Source organism: Acrocarpospora phusangensis, from assembly GCF_016862995.1.
GTDB classification, from domain to species: domain Bacteria; phylum Actinomycetota; class Actinomycetes; order Streptosporangiales; family Streptosporangiaceae; genus Acrocarpospora; species Acrocarpospora phusangensis.
Map to the genome: position 1 here is coordinate 12643 of NZ_BOOA01000022.1, position 23366 is coordinate 36008.

Here is a 23366-nt window from a genome sequence, read left to right on the forward strand (position 1 = left end):
GTTGCGGGCGAATCAGAACAAGGCGAGCCGCTCAGCCAACGCGGCAACAACGCTCGCAAGTTCGCCGGGGTCTTGGTTGAGGTCCAGAACGTGCGCATACAAGGTGACCTCCGAGTGGTTGATCTGGTACGGCTGCGCTCGCGGCCTTCCAGAGGCATACATGAGGTGACCATGGGTGATGCCGAGCGCGGTGCAGTAAGAAATCAGTTGGAACAGGTGATTCGTGGGAGGAGGACCGTCCAGAGTGCGGTACTTCGCATCGATGACCACGCATGGGCGCCCGCCGTGGTGAACGAGGATGTCGGGCTTGAAGCGCACCAGTCCTCGGCTGTCGAGCTGGTATTCCTGCTGCGCGGTGCATCGCAAGCCGTACGGTAGAAGCGCCGTGGTCAGCTGCCTGGTGAGGAAACGTTCGAAGATCTGGGCCATGTTGAGGATGAACCCATCGATCTGTACGGCCCGCGGACCCTCCTGCTGAAGGGATGATCCGGACAGCAGCAGCTCAGCCAGCCGGAGCGCGGGAAGATAGCGCTCGTTGAGCCGGGTGAGCCGCCACGGCGGGAGCGGCGCGCCCGGACGGACGGGGACCACGCCAACCAGGCGCGCGCTCAAATGGCGCAACAGCGCGATCGTGGTGGTCGCGACATCCGGCAGGGTGGCTGCGACATCGATGGCACCGAGCAGGATCTGGTTTTCGGGGATGTCGGCCAGGTAGTCGTCATAAGCGACCTCGATCGCCGTGGGCAACCCCATCCGGCGGCTCAGTTGGGCGCTGGTGCGGATCCGGCCGCGCATGACGGTGAGCGCGTCCTCGCGGTGAACGAAACCGTGCAGGATCCCGCCGCGGTGCACCCTCTCGGCGGCTCTGGCGAAGACAGTGGCCAGAGCGGGGACGAGCAGGTCGTCGGCCGCGGCGGAGATTTCTCGGTGCCGCCAGACGCTGTCGCCGGAGTCGAGCAGACCGAGCAGACGGCGGACGGGTAGCTTCGGTCGCACGCGGAGTTCGACGGCGCCGTCACCGTGGCCCAGCCGTACAGTTCCGACCCGTTGCCGCCCGGACAATCGCCATCGCCCACCTCCGACCGGGGTGATGGCGATCAGGTCGGGAACGGTGGCCAGCGTGGCGATCTGCGCGGGCGTCAACGCCAGCGTGCATGGCTGGCTCGCGCTTGCCTCGGCAAGAGTGAGGCGGAGCGTCACGACGGGGTTAGGCCGAGTGCGGTGAGCAGGACGGGCAGGCCGTACTCAGCTTCGATGTCGTCGACCTTGCCATAAAGCTGATCTTCCAGCAGCGGCAGGATCTCGGCTGCCCAGATGAGCTCCAGACCGTGCTGGGTGGCGACGCGGGACGTCATCAGATAAGAGGGGCCGACGGCACGGTCGGGGTCGTTCAGCCGGCGGTTGACTTCCTCCAGCAGCAGCGCGGGCACGGCGTGGAGTCGTTCGCGGGTCAGCCAGCGGCGCAGGAGCCCGTCGACCGGAGCTCGGTCCGGTGCCAGGGCGCGGAAGACGAACCGGCGGCGCATCGCCGCGTCGACGAGTGCCACCGAGCGGTCGACGGTGTTCATCGTGCCGATGACGAACACGTTCTTGGGCATCTTGAACGGCTCTTCCGGCGAGTACTGCAGGGTGATCTCATGGTTGCGGTACTCCAACAGGAAGTACAGTTCGCCGAACACCTTGGCCAGGTTGGCGCGGTTGATCTCATCGATGACCAGGACGTACGGCCGGTCAGGTTCCTTCTCGGCGGCCTCGACGGCGTTCTTGAACGGGCCGGGCACCAGGTCGAAGCCGATCGTGCCACCCTCGCCCATGCGCGGGCGGAAGCCTTCGACGAAGTCTTCGTAGCCGTAGGAGGGGTGAAACTGGACCAGGCTGGTGCGATCGAGACCGGCCAGCGCCTCGCCGAGTTTTGTGGCCAGGTAGGTCTTGCCTGTCCCGGGCGGGCCGTAAAGGATCATCTGTCGTTTGGCGGTGAGCAGGTCCGCGGTCTCTTGTAGCCAGTCGAGTGGCATGAGCAGTTCGTCGGCGAACGTCTGCGTGAGCGTCGGGACGATCAGGCTGCGGGTTTCGTCTTGAGCCAGGACTTCGTCGGTTACCTGTTCGCCCAGGCCGGCATCGGTGGCCAGCGCCGCTATCACGCTGGTCAGCTCGCCGATGGTCATTGTGGTCTTGAGCTTGGCCTTGGCTTCTTCCGGGAGAGCTTTGCGGTTGAGCGAATCTGGATGCCACTCGACCGAGCGACGGCGAGCTAGACCAAGTCCGGCGGAGTCGTCATAGAAGGCGTCGCTGGTGATGGTGCCGACATAGACGGAGTCGCCGTCCACCGTGGCGATGAGATCACCGGGCTGGAAGCCGCTGAGGAAGCGCCACAGCTGCCCTGCCGCGACGTCTCTCTTGCCTTGTCTGGCGTCCGGGAAGGCGCTGGAGACGGCGTCTTTGACCTGCTGACGGGAGACACCGGCTGGTAGTTCCTCGACATCCGAGAAGGAGACTGAGCAGAAGCCGTCAGCCAGCCACCGGGGGATCGCATTGAACCCGTCGACGTTGGCCCCGCGCACCAGCCAGCCCTTCTGCGACCGTGGTGCCGGTGGCGGCTCCCAGCGGGAGCGCCAGGGCTCGTCATAGAAGCTGAACTGGCCGCCGTGCTCCGCTTCGATCTGCAGACGGATGGCGTAGATATCGCGGTCGAGATCCCCGGTCGGCTCGGCAAGCCGGTCGGCGAAGGCGTCCCGGATGAGCTGCTTGTTGCGCTCGACGGAGACCGGTGCGAAAACATCGGGGAACAGCAAGAACAGCAGCACGTGGTATTGGGCGCGACCCCGCGCCTTGCCATCATGATCGGCGAGCACCGATTCGGCCAGCTCACGGAAGCGCCACGGGTCCCGCAAGGCTGCTTCGCGCTCGTTGAGGGACAGCTTCACCAGCAGTCGGGCAAGGCGGATAAGGAAGGCGAACTGGGCCCAGCGGTAGTTCAGGAACGCTTGGCCACCTTTCATGTACCCGGGCGAAGCTGCCGCAGCCAGGTCGTCGGGCACCTTGGCTTCGACGGAAGCCCACGACAGGACACTGCTGAGGATCTCGAACTTACGGTCGGCGCCGATGGTCGCGGGGCTGAGCGGCATCACGTTCAGGTAGAGCAGTTCAGCCGCGAGCACGATCGTCTGATCCTCGCCCTCGGCGATCTGTCGCTTGAGCTTGACCAGGAACTCGTCGGAAGACCCGTCGAAGTTCTCCACGAACCGTTGGAACAGCTCATCCGCGGCTTCTGGCGTCCACGTGCGCAACCCCGGGACGAACGACGACTCCCCGGTCAGAACGCCCCGATCCACCATCTGGCGCGCCGCGCGGCACACCACGACACCCTGCTCCCAATCCATCAAGCATCCCTTCCGTATGCCCCACCCCCATTCATCTCCAAGAGTATGGAAACTATTACTGTATGTGGTCGCGAGCTTTGCCCTGTCAACCGGTGCTCGCCGCCGGATAGTCGCGGGAGGCGCGTCGGCCCCATGACCCGGGGGGAGGTCATGGGGCCGACTTCTCGGTGGTGCTTAGGGGTGCCTAGGGGTGTCTAGCTGCCGTACACCTCGAATTCCCAGAGGGAGTAGCCCCAGGCGGTGCCGCGGGTGGTGCCGTTGATTCGGACGTATCTGGTCGAATTGTTAAGGCCGGTATGGTCGTCGACGCCGCCGTTCTCGCCGGTCACCGACTTGATGGTGGTCCAGGTGGTTCCGTTGGGTGAGGTCTGGATCTGGTACGCCGACCCGTACGCGGCCTCCCAGCTCAGCCTGACCCTGCTGATGGTGTAGGTCTGGCCCAGGTCCACCTGGATCCACTGGGGGTCGGCGAAGGCGCTGCCCCAGCGGGTGGTGGCGGAGCCGTCGACCGCGTTGGCGGCCGTGTAGGCGGCTTCCATGCTGGAGGCCACGGCGGGTTTGTTGAGGGCCACGTTGGTCGCGGCGGGCGGGCCGCCGGAGCCGTACACCTCGAACTCCCAGAGGGAGTAGCCCCAGGCGGTGCCGCGGGCGGTGCCGAGGATGCGGACGTAGCGCGCCGTTCCGGTCAGGCCGGTGTGGTCGTCGATGCCGCCGTTCTCGCCGGTCACCGTCTTGATGGTGGTGAAGTCGGTGCCGTTGGCGGAGGTCTGGATCTGGTAGGCCGAGCCGTAGGCGGCCTCCCAGTTCAGGCGCACGCGGTTGATCGAGTACGACTGCCCCAGATCCACGGTGATCGACTGGGGGTCGGAGAACGCGCTCGACCAGCGGGTGGTGGTCGAGCCGTCCACGGCGCCCGCGCCCGTGTACGCGCCTTCGACGCTGGTGACCGTGACTGTCTTGTTCAGCGCCAGGTTGGTGCCCGTCGGGGGAGACGGGGACGGCGACGGGCTGGGCGAGGGCGACGGTGAGGGGGACACGACGGGGCCGCCGTTGAAGGTGAACTCGTCGATGTCGTAGAGCGCGCCGGTGCCCTTGAAGACCAGGAACAGCTCCTGGGTGCCCGCCGGTGGTGTGATCGCCCCGGTGACGTTGGCGAAGGTCGCGTACCCGCCGGTCGCCGGGACCGTCGCCGAGCCGACCAGCTGGCCGGTCGGCGAGCCGACGCGGAACTCCAGCGTGTTGCCGCCCGCCACCGCGCCGACCCGCGCGGTGAACGAGGTCACCCCGGTCAGGTTGTACGGCTTGAACGAGATCCAGTCGTTGTTGTCGATGAACCCGATCGCCCGGCCGCCGTTCGCGCTGCCCGGCGAGACGATCTGGATGCCGCTGCTGTTGCCGAAGTGCTCCGCCTGGCGGACTCTCGGCTGCAGGATGACCTGGGCGTGCGTGGTGAGCGCGCCCTGGCCGCCGCCGCCGTTGTCGGTGTACTCGGCGTCGATCACCCCGAAGATGTTGGCCGCCGAGTCGTGCTCGCCGTCGACCGTGGTCTGCAGGGTGCCGGTGCAGCCGTTGGCGCTGGTCAGCAGGTGCCCGTGCGAGTCGTGGCCGAGCACGTAGCTGACCTTCACCCGGGCGCAGTTGATCGTGCCGTCCTGCGGGTCGGTCACGGTCACCTGGAACGGGATCGCGTCACCGAAGGAGAACGTGCGGCCGTCCAGCGGCGCCTGGATGGTCACCGTGGGCGCGGTGTTGCCGACCGTGATCACCACGCTGGCCGTGCCGGTCTTGCCGGTCGTGTCGCGTACGGTGAGGGTCGCGCTGTAGGTGCCGTTCGTGTTGTACGTGAAGGACGGATTGGCCGCCGTCGAATCGGTGGATCCGTTGCCGTCGAAGTCCCACGCGTACGTGATCGGGTCGCCGTCGGGGTCGATCGTGCCGGCCGAGGAGAACGTCACCGCGAGCGGCGCCAGGCCGGAGGTGCGGTTGGCCGACACGACCGGTGCGGGCGCGTGGCCGTTGCGGGCGTACTCGATGCGGTAGAGGCCGGAGTTCTCGTCGCCGTTGAACCAGCCGGTGCCGTAGTCGAGCACGTAGAGCGCGCCGTTCTTGCCGAACTCCATGTCCATGATCTGCGTGCCGGTCCACGGGAACGGGTTGATCGCGAGCGGCGCGCCGGTGCTGTCCTGCACGACGTTCCTGATCCAGCGGCGGCCGAACTCGCCGGCGAAGAACGTGCCGTCGTAGTAGCGCGGGAACGCGATCGCCGAGGTGGAGGCGGGGTCGAACCGGTAGACGGGGCCGGCCATCGGGGAGAGGCCGCCACCGGGGAACTCCGGCGGGGTGGAGCCGGTGTAGGGGATCCAGCCGCGCTGCGACGGCGGCAGCTGGGTGATTCCGGTGTTGTTGGGCGAGTTGTTCACCGGGCCGCCGGCGCAGTTGTACTTCGGCAGGGACGGGCCGGACGGGAACGTGTACTCGTTGTAGGCGTCGTTGAAGCTGGAGCAGTACGGCCAGCCGTAGAACCCCGGCTGGGTGATCCGCGCGAACTCCACCTGCCCGGCCGGGCCGCGGTTCGGGTCGGCGGTGCCCGCGTCGGGCCCGTAGTCGCCCAGGTAGACGATGCCGGTGGCCTTGTCCACGCTCATCCGGAACGGGTTCCGGAAGCCCATCGCGTACACCTCGGGACGGGTGTTGGCGGTCCCGGGCGCGAACATGTTGCCCGGCGGGATCGTGTACGCGGGCGTCCCGGACGCGGTCGGCTTGATGCGCAGCACCTTGCCGCGCAGGTCGTTGCTGTTGGCCGCGGTGCGCTGCGCGTCGAAGGCCGGGTTGCGGTTGGCCCGCTCGTCGATCGGCGAGAAGCCGGCCGACTCGAACGGGTTGGTGTCGTCACCGGTGGACAGGTAGAGGTTGCCCGCCGAGTCGAAGTCGATGTCGCCGCCCACGTGGCAGCACATGCCGCGGCTGGTGGGCACGTCCAGGACCGTGCGCTCGCTGGCCGGGTCGATGGTGTTGTCGGCGCGTACGGTGAACCGGGACAGGCGGTTGACCCCGTTCCACGGCGCGAAGTCGGCCGCGGTCCCGGTGGCCGGAGCGCCTCCGCCCGGCGTGTTGAGGGGCGGCGCGTAGAACAGGTAGATCCACCGGTTGGTGGCGTAGCCGGGGTCGGCCGCGATGCCCTGCAGGCCCTCCTCGTCGCCGCTGTAGACGGCGAGGTTGCCGGCGACCTTGGTGTTGCCGGCGAAGTCGGTGTAGCGGATCGTGCCGTTGCGGGCGGTGTGGAAGACCGCGCCGTCGGGCAGCACGGTGAGGCTCATCGGCTCGCCGACCTCGCCGACGCCCTTCGCGAGCGCGACCTGCTGGAAGTTGGAGGTGACGGTGCCGCCGCACTCGCCCTGCACGAAGCCGGCCGCGGTACGGATGCCGCCGAGCAGGTGCTGGCGGAAGTTGGCCTCGGCGAAGGACTCGTCGGTGTGGCCGCCGCCGGTGTACCAGGAGCGCCCGCCGTCGTAGTTCTGGCACCAGGCGATGGGGTGGTCGAAGCCGTTGCCGCCGCCGGTGTAGGTGGTCTCGTCCAGGGTGGCCAGCACGTGCACCTTGCCGCGCGGGTTGACCGCGTAGTTGTACCACTCGTCGAAGCGGCTCCACCGGTGCGGCAGGTGCGCGGTGGACGGGTGGACCCGGTCCGCGACCTTCACCGTGGCCTGCTGGGGGGCGGGGTGGCCGGAGAAGTACGCGCCGACGAGCTGGCCGTACCAGGGCCAGTCGTACTCGGTGTCGGCGGCGGCGTGCACGCCCACGTAGCCGCCGCCGGCCTCGATGTAGCGCTCGAAGGCGGCCTGCTGGGTGGCGTTGAGCACGTCACCGGTGGTGGAGAGCCAGATGACGGCCCTGAACCTGGCCAGGTTGGCGTCGGTGAACTGGGCGGCGTCCTCGGTGGTCTCGACCGCGAAGTTGTTGGCGGTGCCGAGCTGCTGGATGGCGGTGATGCCGGGGCCGATGGAGCCGTGCCGGAAGCCGGCGGTCTTGGAGAAGACCAGGACGGTGAAGTCGGGGGCGGCGAAGGCGGGTGCCGAGGTCACGGTCAGGCCGGTGACCACGAGCAGCAGCGACAGGAGTAATCGGGATAACAGGCGCACAAACGATCCTTTCGGAACGAAGGTCGCGTGCGCCGAACGCGGCCGGTGAGGGAGCGCTCTCTTTCCCTCGGCGCGCGTGCCAGGCTGCCGAGTGTGAGGCGATCGCCCACATTGTTGCCAGGATGTTGCGGATCAGTCAAGAGCTTGTGACAAGACCTAAAGAAAGTGCCTCAGCTGCTGACTGTGAGATCCACGGCCTCGGGCGCCAGCACGGCCTCGATCACCATGACCGCCGCGCCGATCACGCCCGCGCGGTCGCCCAGCTCGGTCGCCCGGATGCTCAGATGCTGGGTGGCCAGCGGCAGCGAGCGGCTGTAGATCACCTCACGGACCCCGGCCAGCACGTGCTCGCCCGCCTCCGCGATGTCGCCGCCGATCACTATCACCGACGGGTTGAAGAAGTTCACGATGGAGGCCAGCACGTCGCCGATCTCCCGGCCGGCCTGCCGGATGAACTGCACGGCCTGGGTGTTCCCGGCCCGCACCAGGCCCACCACGTCCCGGCTGTTCTCGGCCTGGATCCCGGCCTTGCGCAGCTGCGAGGCGATCGAGGCCCCGCCCGCGACGGCCTCCAGGCAGCCGATGTTGCCGCAGCGGCAGATCACGTCGGCGGAGGTCACCCGGATGTGGCCGATGTCGCCCGCCGCGCCCTGGGCGCCCCGGTGCAGCCGCCGCTCCGAGATGATCCCGCAGCCGATGCCGGTGCCGATCTTGACGAAGACCAGGTGCTCCACCTCGGGCCTGGCGGCCCAGTGCTCACCGAGCGCCATGATGTTGACATCGTTGTCCACCAGAACCGGGGCGCCCAGTCGCGACCCCAGCCACTCCGGTACGGGGAACCCGTCCCAGCCAGGCATTATCGGTGGATTGACCGGCCTGCCGCTGATGTGCTCGACCGGCCCCGGCAGGCCCACGCCGACCCCGCACAGCAGCCCGCCGGTCTCCGCCAGCAGGTCCCTGAGCGTGTCCACCAGCCACCCGAGCGTGACCTCGGGGCCACGGTCTATCGGCAGGTCGGCGGTCCGCTCGACGAGCACGTTCGAGGCGAGGTCGGTCACCGCGACGCGGGCGTGGGTGGCCCCCAGATCTGCCGCCGCCACCACCCGGGCCCCCTGGTTGAAGGCGAAGGCGGTCGCGGGACGCCCCCCGGAGGAGATCGCGTCCGTCGCGGGCACGATCCACTGGTGCGTCAGCAGCGCGTCGAGGCGCTGCGAGACCGTGGACCGGGCCAGTCCTGTCAGCTGCACGAGCTCGGCCCTGGTCCGGGCCTGGCCGTCCCGAAGGATCGAGAGCAGTGCTCCCGCGCCGGTGACAGAACCGGTCGGCTCGCTCAGCATCCCCTGTGTCAACCTCGCCTCCTTTCGCCTAGTCGATGATTCCAGATCTCATTATGACATCATGCCATCGACTTTTGCTTGACCGTCAGCATAAGTCGTCTCTAGCATCCGGAAATATGGAAGACATAAGCCGGGAACAGTCGGATAACCCCTCGCTGCTACAGATGCGAGGGATCGTCAAGCAGTTCCCCGGAGTGCGCGCGCTGGACGGCGTCGACCTCGACGTCCGGGCCGGCGAAGTGCACTGCCTGCTCGGCCAGAACGGCGCGGGCAAGTCGACCCTCATCAAGGTGCTGGCCGGCGCGCACCAGCCGGACAGCGGTGAGGTCCTCCTCAACGGCGAAGCGGTCCGCCTGGCCAACCCCACCGCCGCCATGCGGCAGGGCATCGCCACCATCTACCAGGAACTCGACCTGGTCGACGGCCTCAGCGTCGCGGAGAACATCTTCCTCGGCCACGAACAGGCGGTGTGGGGCTTCACCAAGCGCGGCGAGATGTTCGCCGCCACCCGTAAGCTGCTCGCCCGGCTCGGCCACGGCGAGATCCGTCCCCAGACCGAGGTGGGCCGCCTGTCGCCCGCCGGCAAGCAGGTCGTCAGCATGGCGCGCGCCCTCTCCCACGAGGCGCGCCTGATCGTCATGGACGAACCGTCGGCGGCGCTGGCCCACGACGAGGTGAGCAACCTGTTCCGGATCATCCGGGAGCTGACCAGCCAGGGTGTCGCGGTGGTCTACATCTCGCACCGGCTGGAGGAGATCCGGGAGATCGGCGACCGGGTCACCGTGCTCAAGGACGGCAGGACCGTGGCGGTCGGCCTGCCCGCCCGTACCACGCCGACCGCCACCGTGGTCTCCCTGATGACCGGCCGCAACGTGGAGTACGTCTTCCCGCCCCGCCCCACCGGCGAGTTCGGCGAGGAGGTGCTCCGGGTCGAGAACCTCACCGTGCCCGGCGTGGTGTCCGGCGTCTCGTTCACCGTACGGGCCGGGGAGATCGTCGGCCTGGCCGGCCTGGTCGGCTCCGGCCGCTCCGAGATCATGGAAGCCGTGTACGGCGCCCGCCGGGCCTCCGGCAAGGTGACCCTCAACGGGAAGCCGGTCAAACTGGGAAACACCGCCAACTCGGTCCGCATCGGCATGGGCCTGGCCCCCGAAGAGCGCAAAGCTCAGGGCCTGCTCCTGGACCAGAGCGTGGCGCGCAACATCACACTGGCCACCCTCGGCCGCTACTCGCGGTTCGGCTGGCTCAACCGGAAGCAGGAGAGCGCCGAGGCCGACCGCCTGGTCAAGGCCCTGGACATCCGGCCGCCCGACCCCACCCGCCCGATCAAGACGCTCTCCGGCGGCAACCAGCAGAAGGCGGTGATCGGCCGCTGGCTGGTCGAGGGCCGCAGGCTGCTGCTGCTGGACGAGCCCACCCGAGGCGTCGACGTGGGCGCCCGCGCCGAGCTGTACGCGCTGGTCAGACGCCAGGCCGACGAAGGTGTCGCGGTCCTGCTCGTCTCCAGCGAAGTGCCCGAGGTGCTCGGCCTGGCCGACCGCGTGCTGGTCGTCCGGGACGGCCGGGTGGTGCACGAGGCACCCGCCACCGAACTCGACGAGCACCACGTGCTCGACCTCGTCATGGACGCCACCCCGTCCCATGGCTGATATCGCGTTGACCCGAACTCAGGAGTTCGTCTGATGACCGAGGTGAATCCGCAGAAAGTCTCCGCGCCGGAGGCCGATGAACAGGCGCGGGTGGAGGCGGCCGCCGTCGCGCCTTCAGGATCAGGGGGCGGAGGGCTGCGGCTGGGCCGGATGGGCGAGGCCCGCCACCTGGGCCTGGTGATCGCGCTCGCCCTGCTGGCCGTCGTCGGCCTGATCACCACCCCGGACACCTTCGCCACCACGTCCAACATGGTCAGCCTGCTGGCCCTGGCCGCCACCATCGGCGTCATCACCGTCGGCATGACCTTCGTCATCATCGGCGGCGGCATCGACCTGTCGGTGGGCGCGATCATGGCGCTGGCCTCGGTCTGGGCGACCACGCTGGCCACCCAGGCGTACGGGCCGGTGGTGATGGCCGTCTGCGCCATCCTGGTCGGCACCGGAGCCGGCCTCCTGAACGGCTTCCTCATCTCGTACGGCCGGATGGTGCCCTTCATCGCCACCCTGGCCATGCTGGTGGCCGCCCGCGGTCTGGCCCAGCGCATGTCCGAGCGCAAGACCCAGCTGGTCAGCCAGGACAACGGCGCCCTGATCGAGCTGTCCACCACCCGGGTGCTCGGCCTGCCGCTGCTGGTCTACATCTTCGCCGTGGTCGTCGCCGTCGGCTGGCTCATCCTCAACCGCACCACCTTCGGCCGCAGGACGTACGCGGTGGGCGGCAACCCGGAGGCGGCCCGCCTGGCCGGCATCGACGTCCGCCGCCACACGATGCTCCTGTACGGCCTGTCCGGCCTGTGCTGCGGCATCGCGGCCGTGATCATCATGGCCCGCACCACCACCGGCTCCTCCACCCACGGCGACCTCTACGAGCTGGACGCCATCGCCGCCGTCATCATCGGCGGCACCCTCCTCACCGGCGGCCGGGGCACGATCATCGGCTCCATCCTCGGCCTGCTCATCTTCACCGTGATCACGAACCTGTTCATCCTGAACGGGCTCAACACCAGCGACCAGCTGATCGCCAAGGGCCTGATCATCGTCGTCGCCGTGCTCCTGCAGCGACGCAGCCTGCAAACAGCCACATAGCTTCCACCCCCAGCCCTCACCTCGCTCTACAGCACCCGCCTTCAACGGGCCTCGGGATTCCCTCCCCGCGGCCCCGGTTCCTTACTGCCTGATAAATCACAAAGGGAGAACACCATGGCCCAGAACCCGGGTCGCCGCGGTTTCCTCGTCGGCGGAGCGGTCCTCGGAGTCGGCGCCCTAGCGGCGGCGTGCACCAGCAACGAGCCGGCCCCGGCCCCCAGCGCGGCGGCCCCCGCCGCGCCGGCCCCGGCCGCCACCGGCGGCAACGACGCCCCCGGCACCAAGGTCGTCATCGGCTTCTCGGCCCCCGCCGCCGACCACGGCTGGATCGCGGCCATCGCCAAGAACGCCGAGGCCGCCGCCAAGCAGTACAGCGATGTCGAGTTCAAGCCGGTCGAGCCGACCAACGACATCAACGTGCAGATCTCCGCGGTCGAGTCGCTGATCGCGCAGAAGGTCAACGTCATCGTCATGCTGCCGAACGACGGCCAGCAGCTCAACCAGGTCGCCCGCCAGGCCACCGACGCCGGCATCCCGGTCGTCAACCTGGACCGCATCTTCCCGGACAAGCTGTCGTACCGGACCTGGATCGGCGGCGACAACTACGGCATGGGCGTCGCGGCCGGCCACTACATCGGCAAGAAGCTCAAGGACAAGGGTGTGAGCAACCCGGTCATCCTGGAGATTCAAGGCATCGCCACGCTGCCCCTCACCCAGGACCGCAGCAAGGGCTTCGAGGACGCGCTCAAGAACTACGGCTTCAGCGTGACCGCCAAGCAGGACGCCCAGTTCACGGTGGAGTCCGGCACCGAGGTCGCCAGCAACCTGCTCCAGGCGCACTCCAAGATCGACGCCATCTGGAACCACGACGACGACCAGGGCATCGGCGTCCTGGCCGCCATCAAGGAAGCCAACCGGAACGAGTTCTTCATGGTCGGTGGCGCCGGTTCGGCCAACGCCATGCGGGACATCCAGGCCGGCTCCAGCGTCCTTGAGGCGACGGTCACCTACAGCCCGACGATGGCCTCCTCGGCCATCAAGCTGGCTCGCCTGATCGCGCAGGGCAAGGGCATGAGCGACCTGCTGGAGCACCAGGTTCCGCAGTCGATCACCCTGGCCTCCGAGACCATCACCAAGGACAACGTCGCCGAGTACCTGCCGTTGGGCTTCGAGTCGTGAAGCAGCCAATCGGGGTCGGCATGGTGGGGTACGCGTTCATGGGACGCGTGCACTCCCAGGCCTGGCGCAGTGTCGGAGCCTTCTTCGACCTGCCCCTCACGCCGTCCATGGCGGTGCTGTCCGGCCGGTCCGCCGGCCGGACGGCCGAGGCTGCCGAGTCACTCGGCTGGTCTGCCATTGAGACGGACTGGAAGGAGCTGGTCAAGCGCGACGACGTGCAGCTGGTCGACATCTGCACGCCGGGCGACTCGCACGCCGAGATCGCCATCGCCGCGCTCCAGGCCGGTAAGCACGTGATCTGCGAGAAACCCCTCGCCAACACCGTCGAGGAAGCCGAGGCCATGGCGGCCGCGGCCCGGGCCGCCGCGGCCCAGGGCGTGCGCAGCATGGTCGCCTTCAACTACCGCCGGGTCCCGGCCGTCGCGCTGGCCCGCCAGCTCGTGGCCGAGGGCCGGCTCGGCCAGATCCGGCACGTCCGGGCCCAGTACCTGCAGGACTGGATCATCGATCCGGAGTTCCCGCTGGTCTGGCGTCTGCAGAAGGACAAGGCCGGATCCGGCGCGCTCGGTGACATCGGCGCGCACATCGTGGACACCGCCCAGTTCATCCTGGGCGACCTGCTGACCGGCGTCTCGGCCATCACGGAGACGTTCATCAAGGAGCGCCCGCTGGCCGACGACTCGGCCGGGCTCTCCGCCGCGGGCAGCGGGGTCGCCACCGGGCTGGTCACGGTCGACGACGCCGCGCTGTTCATCGGCAGGTTCGCGGGTGGGGCGCTGGCCTCGTTCGAGGCCACGCGGTTCGCCACGGGCCGCAAGAACGCGCTGCGGATCGAGATCAACGGCTCGCTCGGCAGCGTCGCGTTCGACTTCGAGGAGATGAACGAGCTGTGGTTCCACGACCACACGCTCGTTCCGGAGGAGGGCGGCTTCCGCCGGATTCTGGTGACCGAGGGCGGGCACCCTTACGCGGGGGCCTACTGGCCGCCCGGCCACGGCCTCGGCTACGAGAACACCTTCACCAACGAGATCAAGGACTTCCTCGAGGCGATCGCGGGCGGTTACGACCCCTCGCCTTCGTTCGAGGACGGCCTCCAGGTGCAGCGCGTGCTCGCGGCGGTCGAGCGCAGCGCCGGGGACGAAAGCAGATGGACCGCCATATGAGCTCGGGGGCCCGCCCGCCTGCCGCCCGGAACGCGTCCTGGTCAGGGCGCCCGGTTCCACGCTGCGCCGAAGCGCGGAACCGGGCGGGTGCCACCCGACCGGACCGGGCGGCAGGCCCAACCCCGTACGGAAGAGGAGAAGTGGGATGACGCGACCGATCACTCTGTTCACCGGCCAATGGGCCGACCTGCCCTTCGAAGAGGTGTGCCGCCTGGCCGCCGAGTGGGGGTACGACGGCCTGGAGATCGCCTGCTGGGGCGACCACTTCGAGGTGGACCGGGCGCTCGCCGAGCCCGACTACGTCACCCGCAAGCTGGAGACCCTGGACAAGCACAACCTCAAGGTCTGGACCATCTCCAACCACCTCGTCGGCCAGGCCGTCTGCGACAGCCCGATCGACGAGCGGCACAAGGGCATCCTGCCCGCGCGCCTGTGGTCGGACGACGCGGAGACGGTCCGCCGCAACGCCGCCGAGGAGATCAAGAACACGGCGCGCGCGGCGGCCAAGCTGGGCGTCGACACCGTGGTCGGTTTCACCGGCTCGTCGATCTGGCACACCGTCGCGATGTTCCCCCCGGCCTCGCCGGCGATGATCGAGGCGGGCTACCAGGACTTCGCGGATCGCTTCAACCCGATCCTGGACGTGTTCGAGGCCGAAGGCGTGCGGTTCGCCCACGAGGTGCACCCGAGTGAGATCGCCTACGACTACTACACGACCGTGAAGACCCTGGAGGCCATCGGCCACCGGCCGTCCTTCGGTCTCAACTGGGACCCCTCGCACATGGTGTGGCAGGGCCTGGACCCGGCGAACTTCATCCTGGACTTCGCCGACCGGATCTACCACGTCGACTGCAAGGACGCCAAGGTCCGCACGCCCGACGGCCGCCGCGGCCGGATGGGGTCCCACCTGCCCTGGGCGGACCTGCGCCGCGGCTGGGACTTCGTCTCTACCGGCCACGGCGACGTGCCGTGGGAGGACTGCTTCCGCGCCCTCAACGCCATCGGCTACGACGGCCCCATCTCCATCGAGTGGGAGGACGCGGGCATGGACCGCCTCGACGGCGGCCCCGAGGCCCTCGGCTTCATCACCCGCCTCAACCGGATCACCCCGCCGACGGCGTCGTTTGACGCGGCGTTCTCTTCGGAATGATCCTGTAGACGGGTACGGCCTGCGCCTCAGGTCAGGGACGCAGGCCGTACCTCTCTTTATCTCTCTGCCAGCTTCAGTTGAGGACGACGATCTGGCGGAGGACCTCGCCGCTCTTGAGGTTGGCCACCGCGTCGTTGAGGTCGGTCAGCCGGATCCTGGAGCTGATCATGCTGTCCAGGTCGAGCTTGCCCGCCTTGTAGAGGTTCGCGAAGAACGGGAAGTCGCGGCGGACGTCGGAGCCGCCGTACAGCGAGCTGAGCAGGTTCTTGCCTTCGAAGAGGAGGCTGAAGGCGGTCAGCGGGACCGTGTCGTCCATCGCGCCCGCGCCGACCACGATCACGTCGCCGCCGCGGCGGGTGGCCTGCCAGGCCGTCATGATGGCCTGCGACTTGCCGACCACCTCGAAGCCGTAGTCGAAGCCCTGGCCTCCGGTGAGAGTGCCGACCGCGTCCATCAGCTGGTCGGGGGTGCAGGCGTGGGTGGCGCCCACCTTCTTGGCCAGCTCGTGCTTGGACTCCAGCGGGTCGATGGCCAGGATCGTGGTCGCGCCGGAGACCCGGGCGCCCTGGATCACCGACAGGCCGACGCCGCCGCAGCCGACCACGGCCACCGTCGAACCGGCCTTCACCTTCGCCGTGTTCAGCACCGCGCCGACGCCGGTGGTGATGCCGCACCCGATCAGCGCCGCCGCCTCGTACGGAACGTCCGAGTCGACCTTGATCGCGCCCTGCCAGGGCACCACGACCTCCTCCGCCCAGGTGCCGCAGCCGGCCATGCCGAACGCCGGCTTGTCCCCGTCGAACCGGAAGCCCGCGTGGCTGTAGCTGCGCAGCACGTACGTCATGCACAGGAACGGCTGGCCGCGTACGCAACTCGGGCAGGTGCCGCAGGCGGGGGTCCAGTTGATGATGACGTGGTCGCCCGGCTGCACGGTCGTGACGTGGTCGCCGACCTCCAGCACCTCGCCCGCGCCCTCGTGGCCGGGGATCAGCGGCACCGGCATCGGGAGCACGCCGGACATCGCCGACAGGTCGGAGTGGCAGACGCCGGTCGCCCGGATCCGCACCCGCACGTCGGTCGGCCCGACGGGGGTGAGCGTGAGATCGTCGCGGATCTCCAGCTTGTCGTCACCGATCGCGTGCACCATCGCACCGCGCATGGAACCTCCTGGTGGATTAATCCTCTTCGAGGGAGAGGGCTGCCTTCGGGCACGAACGCACCGCGTGCCGGACCCGGTCCAGGACCTCCGCCGGCGGGTTGGGCAGCAGGATGTGCAGGTTGTCGTCGTCGTCCACGTCGAAGACCTCGGGGGCCAGACCGGCGCAGACCGCGTTCGCCTCGCACACGTCGTAGTCCGCGATTACCTTCACGTCGTCTCCTTCAAACCGTCGTCTCCTTCAAGCCAGTTTCCGGTGATCCCAGGAGACTACGCGGGTCGGCTCGACGACGAACGCCACCCGTTTGCGGCCGGTGTGCTCGACGTATCCGCGGAGCTGTTCGGCGTCGTCGAGGCCGGTCATGCGTTTGGCGACCTCCATGCCGACGGCCAGGACGCCGGGAGGGTCGGCGATGAGCTGGGCTTTGCCGTACACGAGGGCGCCTCTGAGCTCGAAGTAGTCCTCGCCCGTCTCGATCAGGCAGGTGACCCGCGGGTCGCGTTCGATGTTCCGCGTCTTCTGGGCCTTGTGGTAGGTCCAGAAGGTCAGGCGTCCGTCCGAGAGGCCGTAGAACATCGTGACGAGGTGCGGAGTCCCGTCCGGGTTGATCGTGGCGAGCTGGAGCTTGCGGGAGTCCCGCAGCAGCGCCGCGACCTCGTCCTCGCTCATCGCGATCCGAGCACGCTGGTTCACGCAGCAAAGTAGAACACGTTACAGATCGTCCGACAAGAGGTCCGGTACTGTTCCCCGGTGACCGCTATGCCGCCAGAACTGCGTTATACGGCCGAACGCGCGAAAGGCTTCATGCCGTCCGCCGAAGGCCTGGCCCTCTTCGAAACCGCCTGCCGTTACGGGCCCCTGGGGCCGCTCTGCGAGATCGGCAGCTACTGCGGCAAGTCCGCCATCTACCTGGGCGCGGCGGCCCGGCTGAGCGGCTCCGTGCTCTTCACCGTCGACCACCACCGGGGCTCGGAGGAGATCCAGCCCGGCTGGGCTCACCACGACCCCACCCTGATGGACCCCCGCTTCGGCAAGATGGACTCGCTCCCCTTCTTCCGCGCCGCCATCGCCGCCGCCGGCCTCGAAGAGGAGGTCATCGCCATCGTCGGCCCCTCCGCCACGGTCTCCCGCCACTGGAACACCCCCCTCGCGCTCCTGTTCATCGACGGCGGTCACTCCGAAGTCCCGGTCACGGCCGACTACGAGGGCTGGTCCCCGCACATCATGATCGGCGGCGCCCTCGTCTTCCACGACATCTACCCCGACCCCGCCGACGGCGGCCAAGCCCCGTACCGGATCTACCAGCGCGCCCTCGCCACCGGCTCCTTCGAAGAGGTGGCCGTCGAGGGCTCCCTCCGCACACTCGAGAGAATCCGCTGACAGAAGCTCAGATGCTGGCGACGCGCTGGCAGCCGCAGCCGGTGGGGGCGCGGTCGGCGGCGTGTTTGCCGGCGTCGCGGAAGATGGCGGAGCCGCCGGTGGTGTCGGAGAGGGCGTCGGCGGCCAGGATGACGGCGGCGGCCGTGTAGGCGGAGCGTTCGTGCGGGAAGTGCTTCTCGTTGACGAACTGCCAGCCCGTCCAGTACGAGCCGTCCTCGTGGCGTAAGTGCTGCATGTCGGTGTAGAGCTTCAACGCCTTCTCGCGCTCACCGGTCGCGTCCAGGGCCAGCACGAGTTCGCAGGACTCGGCCCCGGTGACCCACGGCTGGTCGGAGACGCACCGGATGCCCAGGCCGGGCACCACGAAGACGTCCCATTCGTCCTCGATCCGCTGATGAGCCTGAGACCCGCGGACCGCGCCGCCGAGCACCGGGTAGTACCAGTCCATGGAGAACCGGCTCTTGTCGGCGAACGCCTCGGGATGCTCCCGCAGCACGTGCCCGAGATGATCGGCGGCCAGCTCCCACTCGGGCCGCGGATCCTCCAGCCGCTCCGCCAGCGCCACCCCGCAGCGCAGGCCCTGGTACACCGAGGAACACCCGGTCAGCAGCGCGTACGATGCCGGGTCGCCGTGGATGTCGCGTTCCCAGACGATCTCTCCGCGCCGGGTCTGCAGGCCGACCACGAAATCCAGCGCCCCGGCGACCATCGGCCACATCGCCCGCGCGAACGCCTCGTCCCCGGTCACCAGCAGGTCGTGCCACACCCCGACCGCGGCGTACGCGGCGTGGTTGGACTCGCCGCCCGCCTCCACCGCGACGCCGTCCCGGAGCTTCATCGGCCACGAGCCGTCCGTGCGCTGGTGCCGTACCAGCCAGTCGAAGCCTTTCCTGGCGGGTTCCCGCAGACCGGCCGCGGTGAGCGCCATCAGGCACTCGATGTGGTTCCAGGCGTCCACATGGCCCTCCGGCCACGGGATGCCGCCGTCGTCGTCCTGGACGGCCGCGATGCTCTCCGCCGTCCGCCGCACCTCATCGGCGCTGATCACGCCCGGCACGGCCGGGATCATGCGGGCTTCCGGCCGTAGACCACCACACTCTTGCCGATCAGCGGATTGAGCACCGCCTCCGCGATCCGGGTGGCCGCCGGCCGCTTCATGATGTCCCACACCAGCAGTTCGTGGTACGCCTTCGCCAGCGGATTGCCGTCGTTGTGCACCCCCACCGCGCACTTGATCCACCAGTACGGCGTGTGCAACCCGTGCGCGTGATGATGCCCCCCGACCTCGATCCCGGACGACTTCAACTTCGCCCGCAGCTCAGCCAAGGTATAAATCCGGATATGTCCGCCAGGGGCGGTGTGGTAGTCCTCCGACAGCGCCCAGCACACCCGCTCCGGCAGGAAACTCGGCACGGTCACCGCCAGCTGCCCGCCCGGCTTCAGCACCCGGACGATCTCCCGCATCGCCGCCAGGTCATCCGGAATGTGCTCCAGCACCTCGGACGCGATCACCCGGTCGAAGTACGCGTCCGGGAACGGCATGGCCAGCGCGTCCCCCACCACGGTCTCGGCCCGCGCCCCCGCCGGGACCTCGCCCTCCTTGTCCATGGCGGCGAACATCGCGGCCACGTTCTCCATCTCCGCCGCGTCCATGTCGAAGGCCACCACGTCGGCCCCCCGGCGCAGCACCTCGAAGGCGTGCCTGCCGCCGCCCGCGCCCAGGTCCAGGACACGATCTCCCGGACCCACCGGCAGCTTGTCGAAGTCGACGGTCAGCACGTGCTTCCTCCGTTATTGAGCATTTTCAGGGGGATCTCAACGGGCGGCGATGGCCTCGCGGTAGGCCTCCACGGTGCGCTGCGCCACGACGGGCCAGGCGTACCGTTCCATCACCCGGTCGTAGCCGCGCTCGCCGACGGCCGCCCGCTCCTCGGGGGAGTCGTGCAGCCGCCGCAGCACCGCCGCCAGTTCTTCCGCGTCCCCCGGCGCGACCTGGACGGCGGCGTCGCCCACCACCTCGGGCAGCGCGCCGGTCCGCGAGGCCACCAGCGGCGTGCCGCAGGCCATGTGCTCCACGGCGGGCAGCGAGAAGCCCTCGTACAGGGAGGGCACGACCGAGATCTCGGAGGTCGCGATCAGTTCGGCCAGCTCCTCGTCGGAGATGCCGTGCACGAAGCGCACCCGGTCCTGCAGGGACAGCTCGGCGACCAGCTTCTCGGTGGGCCCGCCGGGCGTGGGGCGGCTCACCACGGTGAGGTTCACGTCCCGCTCGGTGGCCAGCTTGGCGACCGCGCGCAGCAGCGTGGCCACTCCCTTCATGGGGGAGTCCGCGCTGGCCACGGCCACGATCGAGCCGCGCCGCTTGGGCAGCTGCGGACGCGGGTGGAAGTAGCGGGTGTCCACGCCGAGCGGGATCAGGCGCATGTTGGACTGCGGGACGTGGAAGTCGCGGTGGATGTCGGCCAGGGACGACTCGCTCACCGTGAGGATCGGGCTCAGCCGGGGCGCCACGTGGGCCTGCATGCGGACGAAGCCGTACCAGCGGCGCATGGAGAGCTTCTTCCAGCGTTTGGCCGCCTGGAGCTCGATCCTGCGGTCCACGCTGATCGGGTGGTGGATCGTGCCGACCACCGGGAAGAGCTTCTGGATGCCCAGCACGCCGTAGCCGAGGGTCTGGTTGTCCTGGACGACGTCGAAGTCGCCGACCCGCTTCTTGAGCTCGCGGTGGGCGCGCAGGCTGAAGGTGAGCGGCTCGGGGAACCCGGCCGTCCACATGGTGGCCACCTCCAGGACGTCGATCCAGTCGCGGAACTCCCTCAGCGGAGGGGTGCGGAAGGGATCGTCGTCGTTGTAGAGGTCCAGGCTGGGGATCTTGTTGAGGATCACGCCCTCGTCCAGCTCCGGGTAGGGCTGGCCGGAGAAGACCTCGACGTGGTGGCCGAGGGCGACCAGTTCGCGGCTGATGTGCCGGAGATACACTCCCTGGCCGCCACAGGTGGGCTTGCTGCGATACGACAGCAGCGCGACGCGCAGCCTCTCCGCCAAGGGAGCACCCCTTTCCCGGCCCCGACGGGGCGCCACAAAGATGACCTTAGCCTGCAAACCCTCCCATTTGCGGCGGAGGGTGCCAGGTAAGGAGACCTTGTCTCTCGTGTCACATTTTGCGCTGTCGCGACTGGTATCAGCCTAGCCGAACATGGTTCGGTGAAACATGTTCTAGCAGGGATGGCGCTCGGATAGGGGCAGAGCGGTACATTCGGTGCGCGGGCTGTAGGCATCCGCAGGCATCGACGAGCACCAGCAGACGGAGGACGTGTTGGCCAAGCGTGCGCTCATCACGGGCATCACCGGTCAGGACGGCTCCTATCTCGCCGAACACCTGCTGTCCGAGGGGTACGAGGTCTGGGGCCTCGTCCGCGGGCAGGCCAACCCCCGCGTCTCCCGCTTACGCCGCCTCCTCGGCGACGTGCGCCTGGTCCGCGGCGACCTGCTCGACCAGGGCTCGCTGATCTCCGCGGTCGAACGGGTCCGCCCCGACGAGGTCTACAACCTGGGCGCGATCTCCTTCGTGCCCATGTCCTGGGAGCAGGCCGAACTCACCGCCGAGGTCACCGGCATGGGCGTGCTCCGCATGCTGGAGGCCATCCGGGTGATCAGCGGCGCCGGGTCCATCCGCTTCTACCAGGCCTCCTCCTCGGAGATGTTCGGCCAGGTCCGCGAGACCCCGCAGACCGAGATCACCCCGTTCCACCCCCGCTCGCCGTACGGCGTCGCCAAGGCGTACGGCCATTTCCTCACCCAGAACTACCGCGAGTCGTACGGCATGTTCGCCGTCTCCGGCATCCTGTTCAACCACGAGTCCCCCCGCAGGGGCGCCGAGTTCGTCACCCGCAAGGTCACGCTCGGGGTCGCCCGCATCAAGCTGGGCCTGGCCGGCGAACTCCGCCTGGGCAACCTGGAGGCCCGCCGCGACTGGGGCTTCGCCGGCGACTACGTGCGCGCCATGCACCTGATGCTCACCGCCGACAAGCCCGAGGACTACGTCATCGGCACCGGCCGCACCCAGTCCGTACGGGAGCTCATCGAGGCCGCCTTCACCGCCGCCGGCCTCACCTGGCAGGACTACGTCGTCGTCGACCAGGCCCTGCACCGCCCCGCCGAGGTGGACCTGCTCTGCGCCGACCCCAAGAAGGCCCGCGCCCAGCTCGGCTGGGAACCCACGGTGCCCTTCGAGGACCTGATCGCCATGATGGTGGAGTCCGACCTGCGCCTCCTCTCCGACGGCGGCGACCCCGACCAGGACAGCTCCTGGCCGTAGGGCCGCGGGCCGGTCAGAGGCTGACCGGCAGGGTCTTGATGCCGTTGATGAAGTGGCTGCGCAGGCGGGAGGCCGGGCCGGACTGCTGGATGCCGGGCGTGCGCTCGGCGAGCACCTCGAACAGGACGCGCAGTTCCATCTTGGCCAGGTGGTTGCCGAGGCAGAAGTGCGCGCCGCCGCCGCCGAAGCCGATCTGGGGGTTGGGATCGCGGGTGATGTCGAAGGTCTCCGGGTCGGCGAACACCTCGGGGTCGCGGTTGGCGGCCGAGTAGAAGACGACGACCTTGTCGTTCTCGGCGATGCGCTGGCCGCGGATCTCGGTCTCGGTGGTGGCCGTACGGCGGAAGAGGTTGACGGGGGAGATCCACCGCACGATCTCGTCGGAGGCCGGGCGGGCCAGCGCCGGGTTCTCGACGAGCATGCGCCACTGGTCCGGGTGCTCGAAGAAGGTGAGCATGCCGCCGGAGGCCGCGTTGCGGGTGGTCTCGTTGCCGGCCACGACGAGCAGCAGGACGAAGAGGTCGAACTCGTCCACGGCCAGGACCTCGCCGTCCTCGGCGGGCTGGAGGAGCTTGGTGACGATGTCGTCCTTGGGGTCGTCCCGCCGCGCGGCGGCCAGCTCGTTCGCGTACGCGTAGAGCTCGAGGGCGGCGGCGCTGCCCTCCTCCGGGCTGTCGGAGTAGTCGGGGTCCTCCGAGCCGATCATCCGGTTGGACCACTCGAAGATCTTGTCGCGGTCCTCCACGGGGGCGCCCAGCAGCTCGCAGATCACGTACAGCGGCAGCTGCGCCGAGATGTCGCGGACGAAGTCCACGTCGGGCCTGGACTGCGACTCGTCGATGAGCTGGTGGCAGATCTCCCTGATGCGCTCCTCCAGTTTGGCGATGGCGCGCGGGGTGAAGCCGCGGTTGACCAGGGAGCGGCGGCGGGTGTGCTCCGGCGGGTCCTGGTTGAGCATCATCATGCGCTGGAGGTCCAGCACCTCGTCCGGCACCTCGTTGAAGAGCGCCAGCCGGCGGGCGGAGGAGAACAGGTTGCTGTTGCGGGATACGTGCACGACGTCGGCGTGTTTGGTGAGGGCCCAGAACCCGGGCCAGCCGCGCTCCGCGTCGCCCTCGTGCCAGTAGACGGGGGCGTTCTCCCGCAACCAGCGCATCTGGTCGTGGGGGACGCCGTCCTGGGCGTACTGGTCCTGATTGACGAGGTCGATGTGCATGCGAACCACCCGAGTGTGCCGACGAGGACCGGATAGATCAAGCGCGGGTTCTGACGTTTACTGAAACGTGTTCTATTACGAGCCGTCTGCGACGTCAAGGCGCGCCAGCATACCCCCCAAACGGTCATCGGATGTCTTATGTTGGGACCGTATTGACACATTGCACCGAGTCCCGGCACTCTTTCTCGTGAAAACATCGGATGTATAGGGGG

Annotated in this window: 18 protein-coding genes; 7 read left to right on the forward strand and 11 right to left on the reverse strand. The window is 68.7% G+C overall.

Annotation, left to right across the window (positions count from 1 at the left end; all coding sequences use genetic code 11):
- Positions 1–12: 12 nt before the first annotated feature.
- From Aph01nite_RS15270 to Aph01nite_RS15285, 4 genes are all read right to left on the reverse strand, one after another.
- Entirely contained in the window at positions 13–1200 is a 1188-nt protein-coding gene (locus Aph01nite_RS15270; protein ID WP_204041533.1) for an McrC family protein, read from the reverse strand.
- Complete coding sequence (locus Aph01nite_RS15275) at positions 1197–3380, reverse strand: McrB family protein (protein ID WP_204041534.1); 2184 nt, start codon at positions 3378–3380, stop codon at positions 1197–1199. The genes Aph01nite_RS15270 and Aph01nite_RS15275 overlap by 4 nt, the downstream gene beginning before the upstream one ends.
- A gap of 194 nt (positions 3381–3574) precedes the next feature.
- Complete coding sequence (locus Aph01nite_RS15280; RefSeq protein WP_204041535.1) at positions 3575–7519, reverse strand: ThuA domain-containing protein; 3945 nt, start codon at positions 7517–7519, stop codon at positions 3575–3577.
- A gap of 170 nt (positions 7520–7689) precedes the next feature.
- Positions 7690–8856: an ROK family protein gene (locus Aph01nite_RS15285; protein WP_204041603.1), complete on the reverse strand. Its 1167-nt coding sequence runs from the start codon at positions 8854–8856 to the stop codon at positions 7690–7692.
- 164 nt (positions 8857–9020) lie between these two features.
- Here Aph01nite_RS15285 and Aph01nite_RS15290 point away from each other — a divergent pair, with 164 nt between their 5' ends.
- From Aph01nite_RS15290 to Aph01nite_RS15310, 5 genes are all read left to right on the forward strand, one after another.
- Complete coding sequence (locus tag Aph01nite_RS15290) at positions 9021–10505, forward strand: sugar ABC transporter ATP-binding protein (RefSeq protein WP_239161715.1); 1485 nt, start codon at positions 9021–9023, stop codon at positions 10503–10505.
- 33 nt (positions 10506–10538) lie between these two features.
- The gene (locus tag Aph01nite_RS15295) at positions 10539–11591 is read left to right on the forward strand and encodes an ABC transporter permease (protein ID WP_204041537.1); all 1053 of its coding nucleotides are present in this window, start codon (positions 10539–10541) and stop codon (positions 11589–11591) included.
- Between the two features lie 114 nt (positions 11592–11705).
- Positions 11706–12770 (forward strand): substrate-binding domain-containing protein, encoded by a 1065-nt coding sequence (locus Aph01nite_RS15300; RefSeq protein WP_204041538.1) that lies wholly within the window; start codon positions 11706–11708, stop codon positions 12768–12770.
- A complete protein-coding gene (locus tag Aph01nite_RS15305; RefSeq protein ID WP_239161716.1) occupies positions 12767–13933 on the forward strand; it encodes a Gfo/Idh/MocA family protein in 1167 nt (388 codons plus the stop codon). Before Aph01nite_RS15300 ends, Aph01nite_RS15305 begins: the two co-directional genes overlap by 4 nt.
- Before the next feature lie 145 nt (positions 13934–14078).
- A complete protein-coding gene (locus Aph01nite_RS15310) occupies positions 14079–15083 on the forward strand; it encodes a sugar phosphate isomerase/epimerase family protein (protein ID WP_204041539.1) in 1005 nt (334 codons plus the stop codon).
- Between the two features lie 73 nt (positions 15084–15156).
- On the opposite strand, the gene Aph01nite_RS15315 is transcribed toward Aph01nite_RS15310, so the two are convergent.
- Genes Aph01nite_RS15315 through Aph01nite_RS15325 form a run of 3 tightly spaced genes read right to left on the reverse strand, consistent with a single transcriptional unit; the run spans position 15157 to position 16933 of the window.
- Positions 15157–16242 carry a Zn-dependent alcohol dehydrogenase gene (locus Aph01nite_RS15315; RefSeq protein ID WP_204041540.1) on the reverse strand — a complete coding sequence of 362 codons (1086 nt, stop codon included), beginning with the start codon at positions 16240–16242 and terminating at the stop codon, positions 15157–15159.
- A 16-nt stretch (positions 16243–16258) separates the two neighbouring features.
- Positions 16259–16453, reverse strand: a complete 195-nt coding sequence (locus tag Aph01nite_RS15320) for a ferredoxin (protein WP_204041541.1) — start codon at positions 16451–16453, stop codon at positions 16259–16261.
- A gap of 27 nt (positions 16454–16480) precedes the next feature.
- Positions 16481–16933, reverse strand: a complete 453-nt coding sequence (locus Aph01nite_RS15325) for a pyridoxamine 5'-phosphate oxidase family protein (RefSeq protein ID WP_204041542.1) — start codon at positions 16931–16933, stop codon at positions 16481–16483.
- 66 nt (positions 16934–16999) lie between these two features.
- Between Aph01nite_RS15325 and Aph01nite_RS15330 the strand changes: the two genes are divergently transcribed.
- Positions 17000–17620 (forward strand): class I SAM-dependent methyltransferase, encoded by a 621-nt coding sequence (locus Aph01nite_RS15330; RefSeq protein WP_204041605.1) that lies wholly within the window; start codon positions 17000–17002, stop codon positions 17618–17620.
- A gap of 7 nt (positions 17621–17627) precedes the next feature.
- Here Aph01nite_RS15330 and Aph01nite_RS15335 read toward each other — a convergent pair whose 3' ends face one another.
- The 3 genes from Aph01nite_RS15335 to Aph01nite_RS15345 are packed head-to-tail and all read right to left on the reverse strand — an operon-like array spanning position 17628 to position 20665.
- The gene (locus Aph01nite_RS15335) at positions 17628–18689 is read right to left on the reverse strand and encodes a prenyltransferase/squalene oxidase repeat-containing protein (protein ID WP_204041543.1); all 1062 of its coding nucleotides are present in this window, start codon (positions 18687–18689) and stop codon (positions 17628–17630) included.
- The gene (locus tag Aph01nite_RS15340) at positions 18686–19399 is read right to left on the reverse strand and encodes a class I SAM-dependent methyltransferase (protein ID WP_204041544.1); all 714 of its coding nucleotides are present in this window, start codon (positions 19397–19399) and stop codon (positions 18686–18688) included. Before Aph01nite_RS15340 ends, Aph01nite_RS15335 begins: the two co-directional genes overlap by 4 nt.
- A 36-nt stretch (positions 19400–19435) precedes the next feature.
- Complete coding sequence (locus Aph01nite_RS15345; protein ID WP_204041545.1) at positions 19436–20665, reverse strand: glycosyltransferase family 4 protein; 1230 nt, start codon at positions 20663–20665, stop codon at positions 19436–19438.
- 271 nt (positions 20666–20936) lie between these two features.
- Between Aph01nite_RS15345 and gmd the strand changes: the two genes are divergently transcribed.
- Positions 20937–21938 carry a GDP-mannose 4,6-dehydratase gene (gene gmd / locus Aph01nite_RS15350; protein ID WP_204041606.1) on the forward strand — a complete coding sequence of 334 codons (1002 nt, stop codon included), beginning with the start codon at positions 20937–20939 and terminating at the stop codon, positions 21936–21938.
- A 13-nt stretch (positions 21939–21951) separates the two neighbouring features.
- Here the strand turns inward: gmd and Aph01nite_RS15355 are convergent, their stop codons facing one another.
- Entirely contained in the window at positions 21952–23154 is a 1203-nt protein-coding gene (locus Aph01nite_RS15355) for a cytochrome P450 (protein ID WP_204041546.1), read from the reverse strand.
- Positions 23155–23366: the final 212 nt, after the last annotated feature.

What these genes read in the sequence shown, in the direction of transcription:
- Aph01nite_RS15275 (WP_204041534.1), bottom strand. Translation starts at nt 3,380, where the DNA reads ATGGATTGGGAGCAGGGTGTCGTGGTGTGCCGCGCGGCGCGCCAGATG.
- Aph01nite_RS15285 (WP_204041603.1), bottom strand. Translation starts at nt 8,856, where the DNA reads ATGCTGAGCGAGCCGACCGGTTCTGTCACCGGCGCGGGAGCACTGCTC.
- Aph01nite_RS15290 (WP_239161715.1), top strand. Translation starts at nt 9,021, where the DNA reads ATGCGAGGGATCGTCAAGCAGTTCCCCGGAGTGCGCGCGCTGGACGGC.
- Aph01nite_RS15295 (WP_204041537.1), top strand. Translation starts at nt 10,539, where the DNA reads ATGACCGAGGTGAATCCGCAGAAAGTCTCCGCGCCGGAGGCCGATGAA.
- Aph01nite_RS15300 (WP_204041538.1), top strand. Translation starts at nt 11,706, where the DNA reads ATGGCCCAGAACCCGGGTCGCCGCGGTTTCCTCGTCGGCGGAGCGGTC.
- Aph01nite_RS15310 (WP_204041539.1), top strand. Translation starts at nt 14,079, where the DNA reads ATGACGCGACCGATCACTCTGTTCACCGGCCAATGGGCCGACCTGCCC.
- Aph01nite_RS15315 (WP_204041540.1), bottom strand. Translation starts at nt 16,242, where the DNA reads ATGCGCGGTGCGATGGTGCACGCGATCGGTGACGACAAGCTGGAGATC.
- Aph01nite_RS15330 (WP_204041605.1), top strand. Translation starts at nt 17,000, where the DNA reads ATGCCGCCAGAACTGCGTTATACGGCCGAACGCGCGAAAGGCTTCATG.
- Aph01nite_RS15335 (WP_204041543.1), bottom strand. Translation starts at nt 18,689, where the DNA reads ATGATCCCGGCCGTGCCGGGCGTGATCAGCGCCGATGAGGTGCGGCGG.
- Aph01nite_RS15355 (WP_204041546.1), bottom strand. Translation starts at nt 23,154, where the DNA reads ATGCACATCGACCTCGTCAATCAGGACCAGTACGCCCAGGACGGCGTC.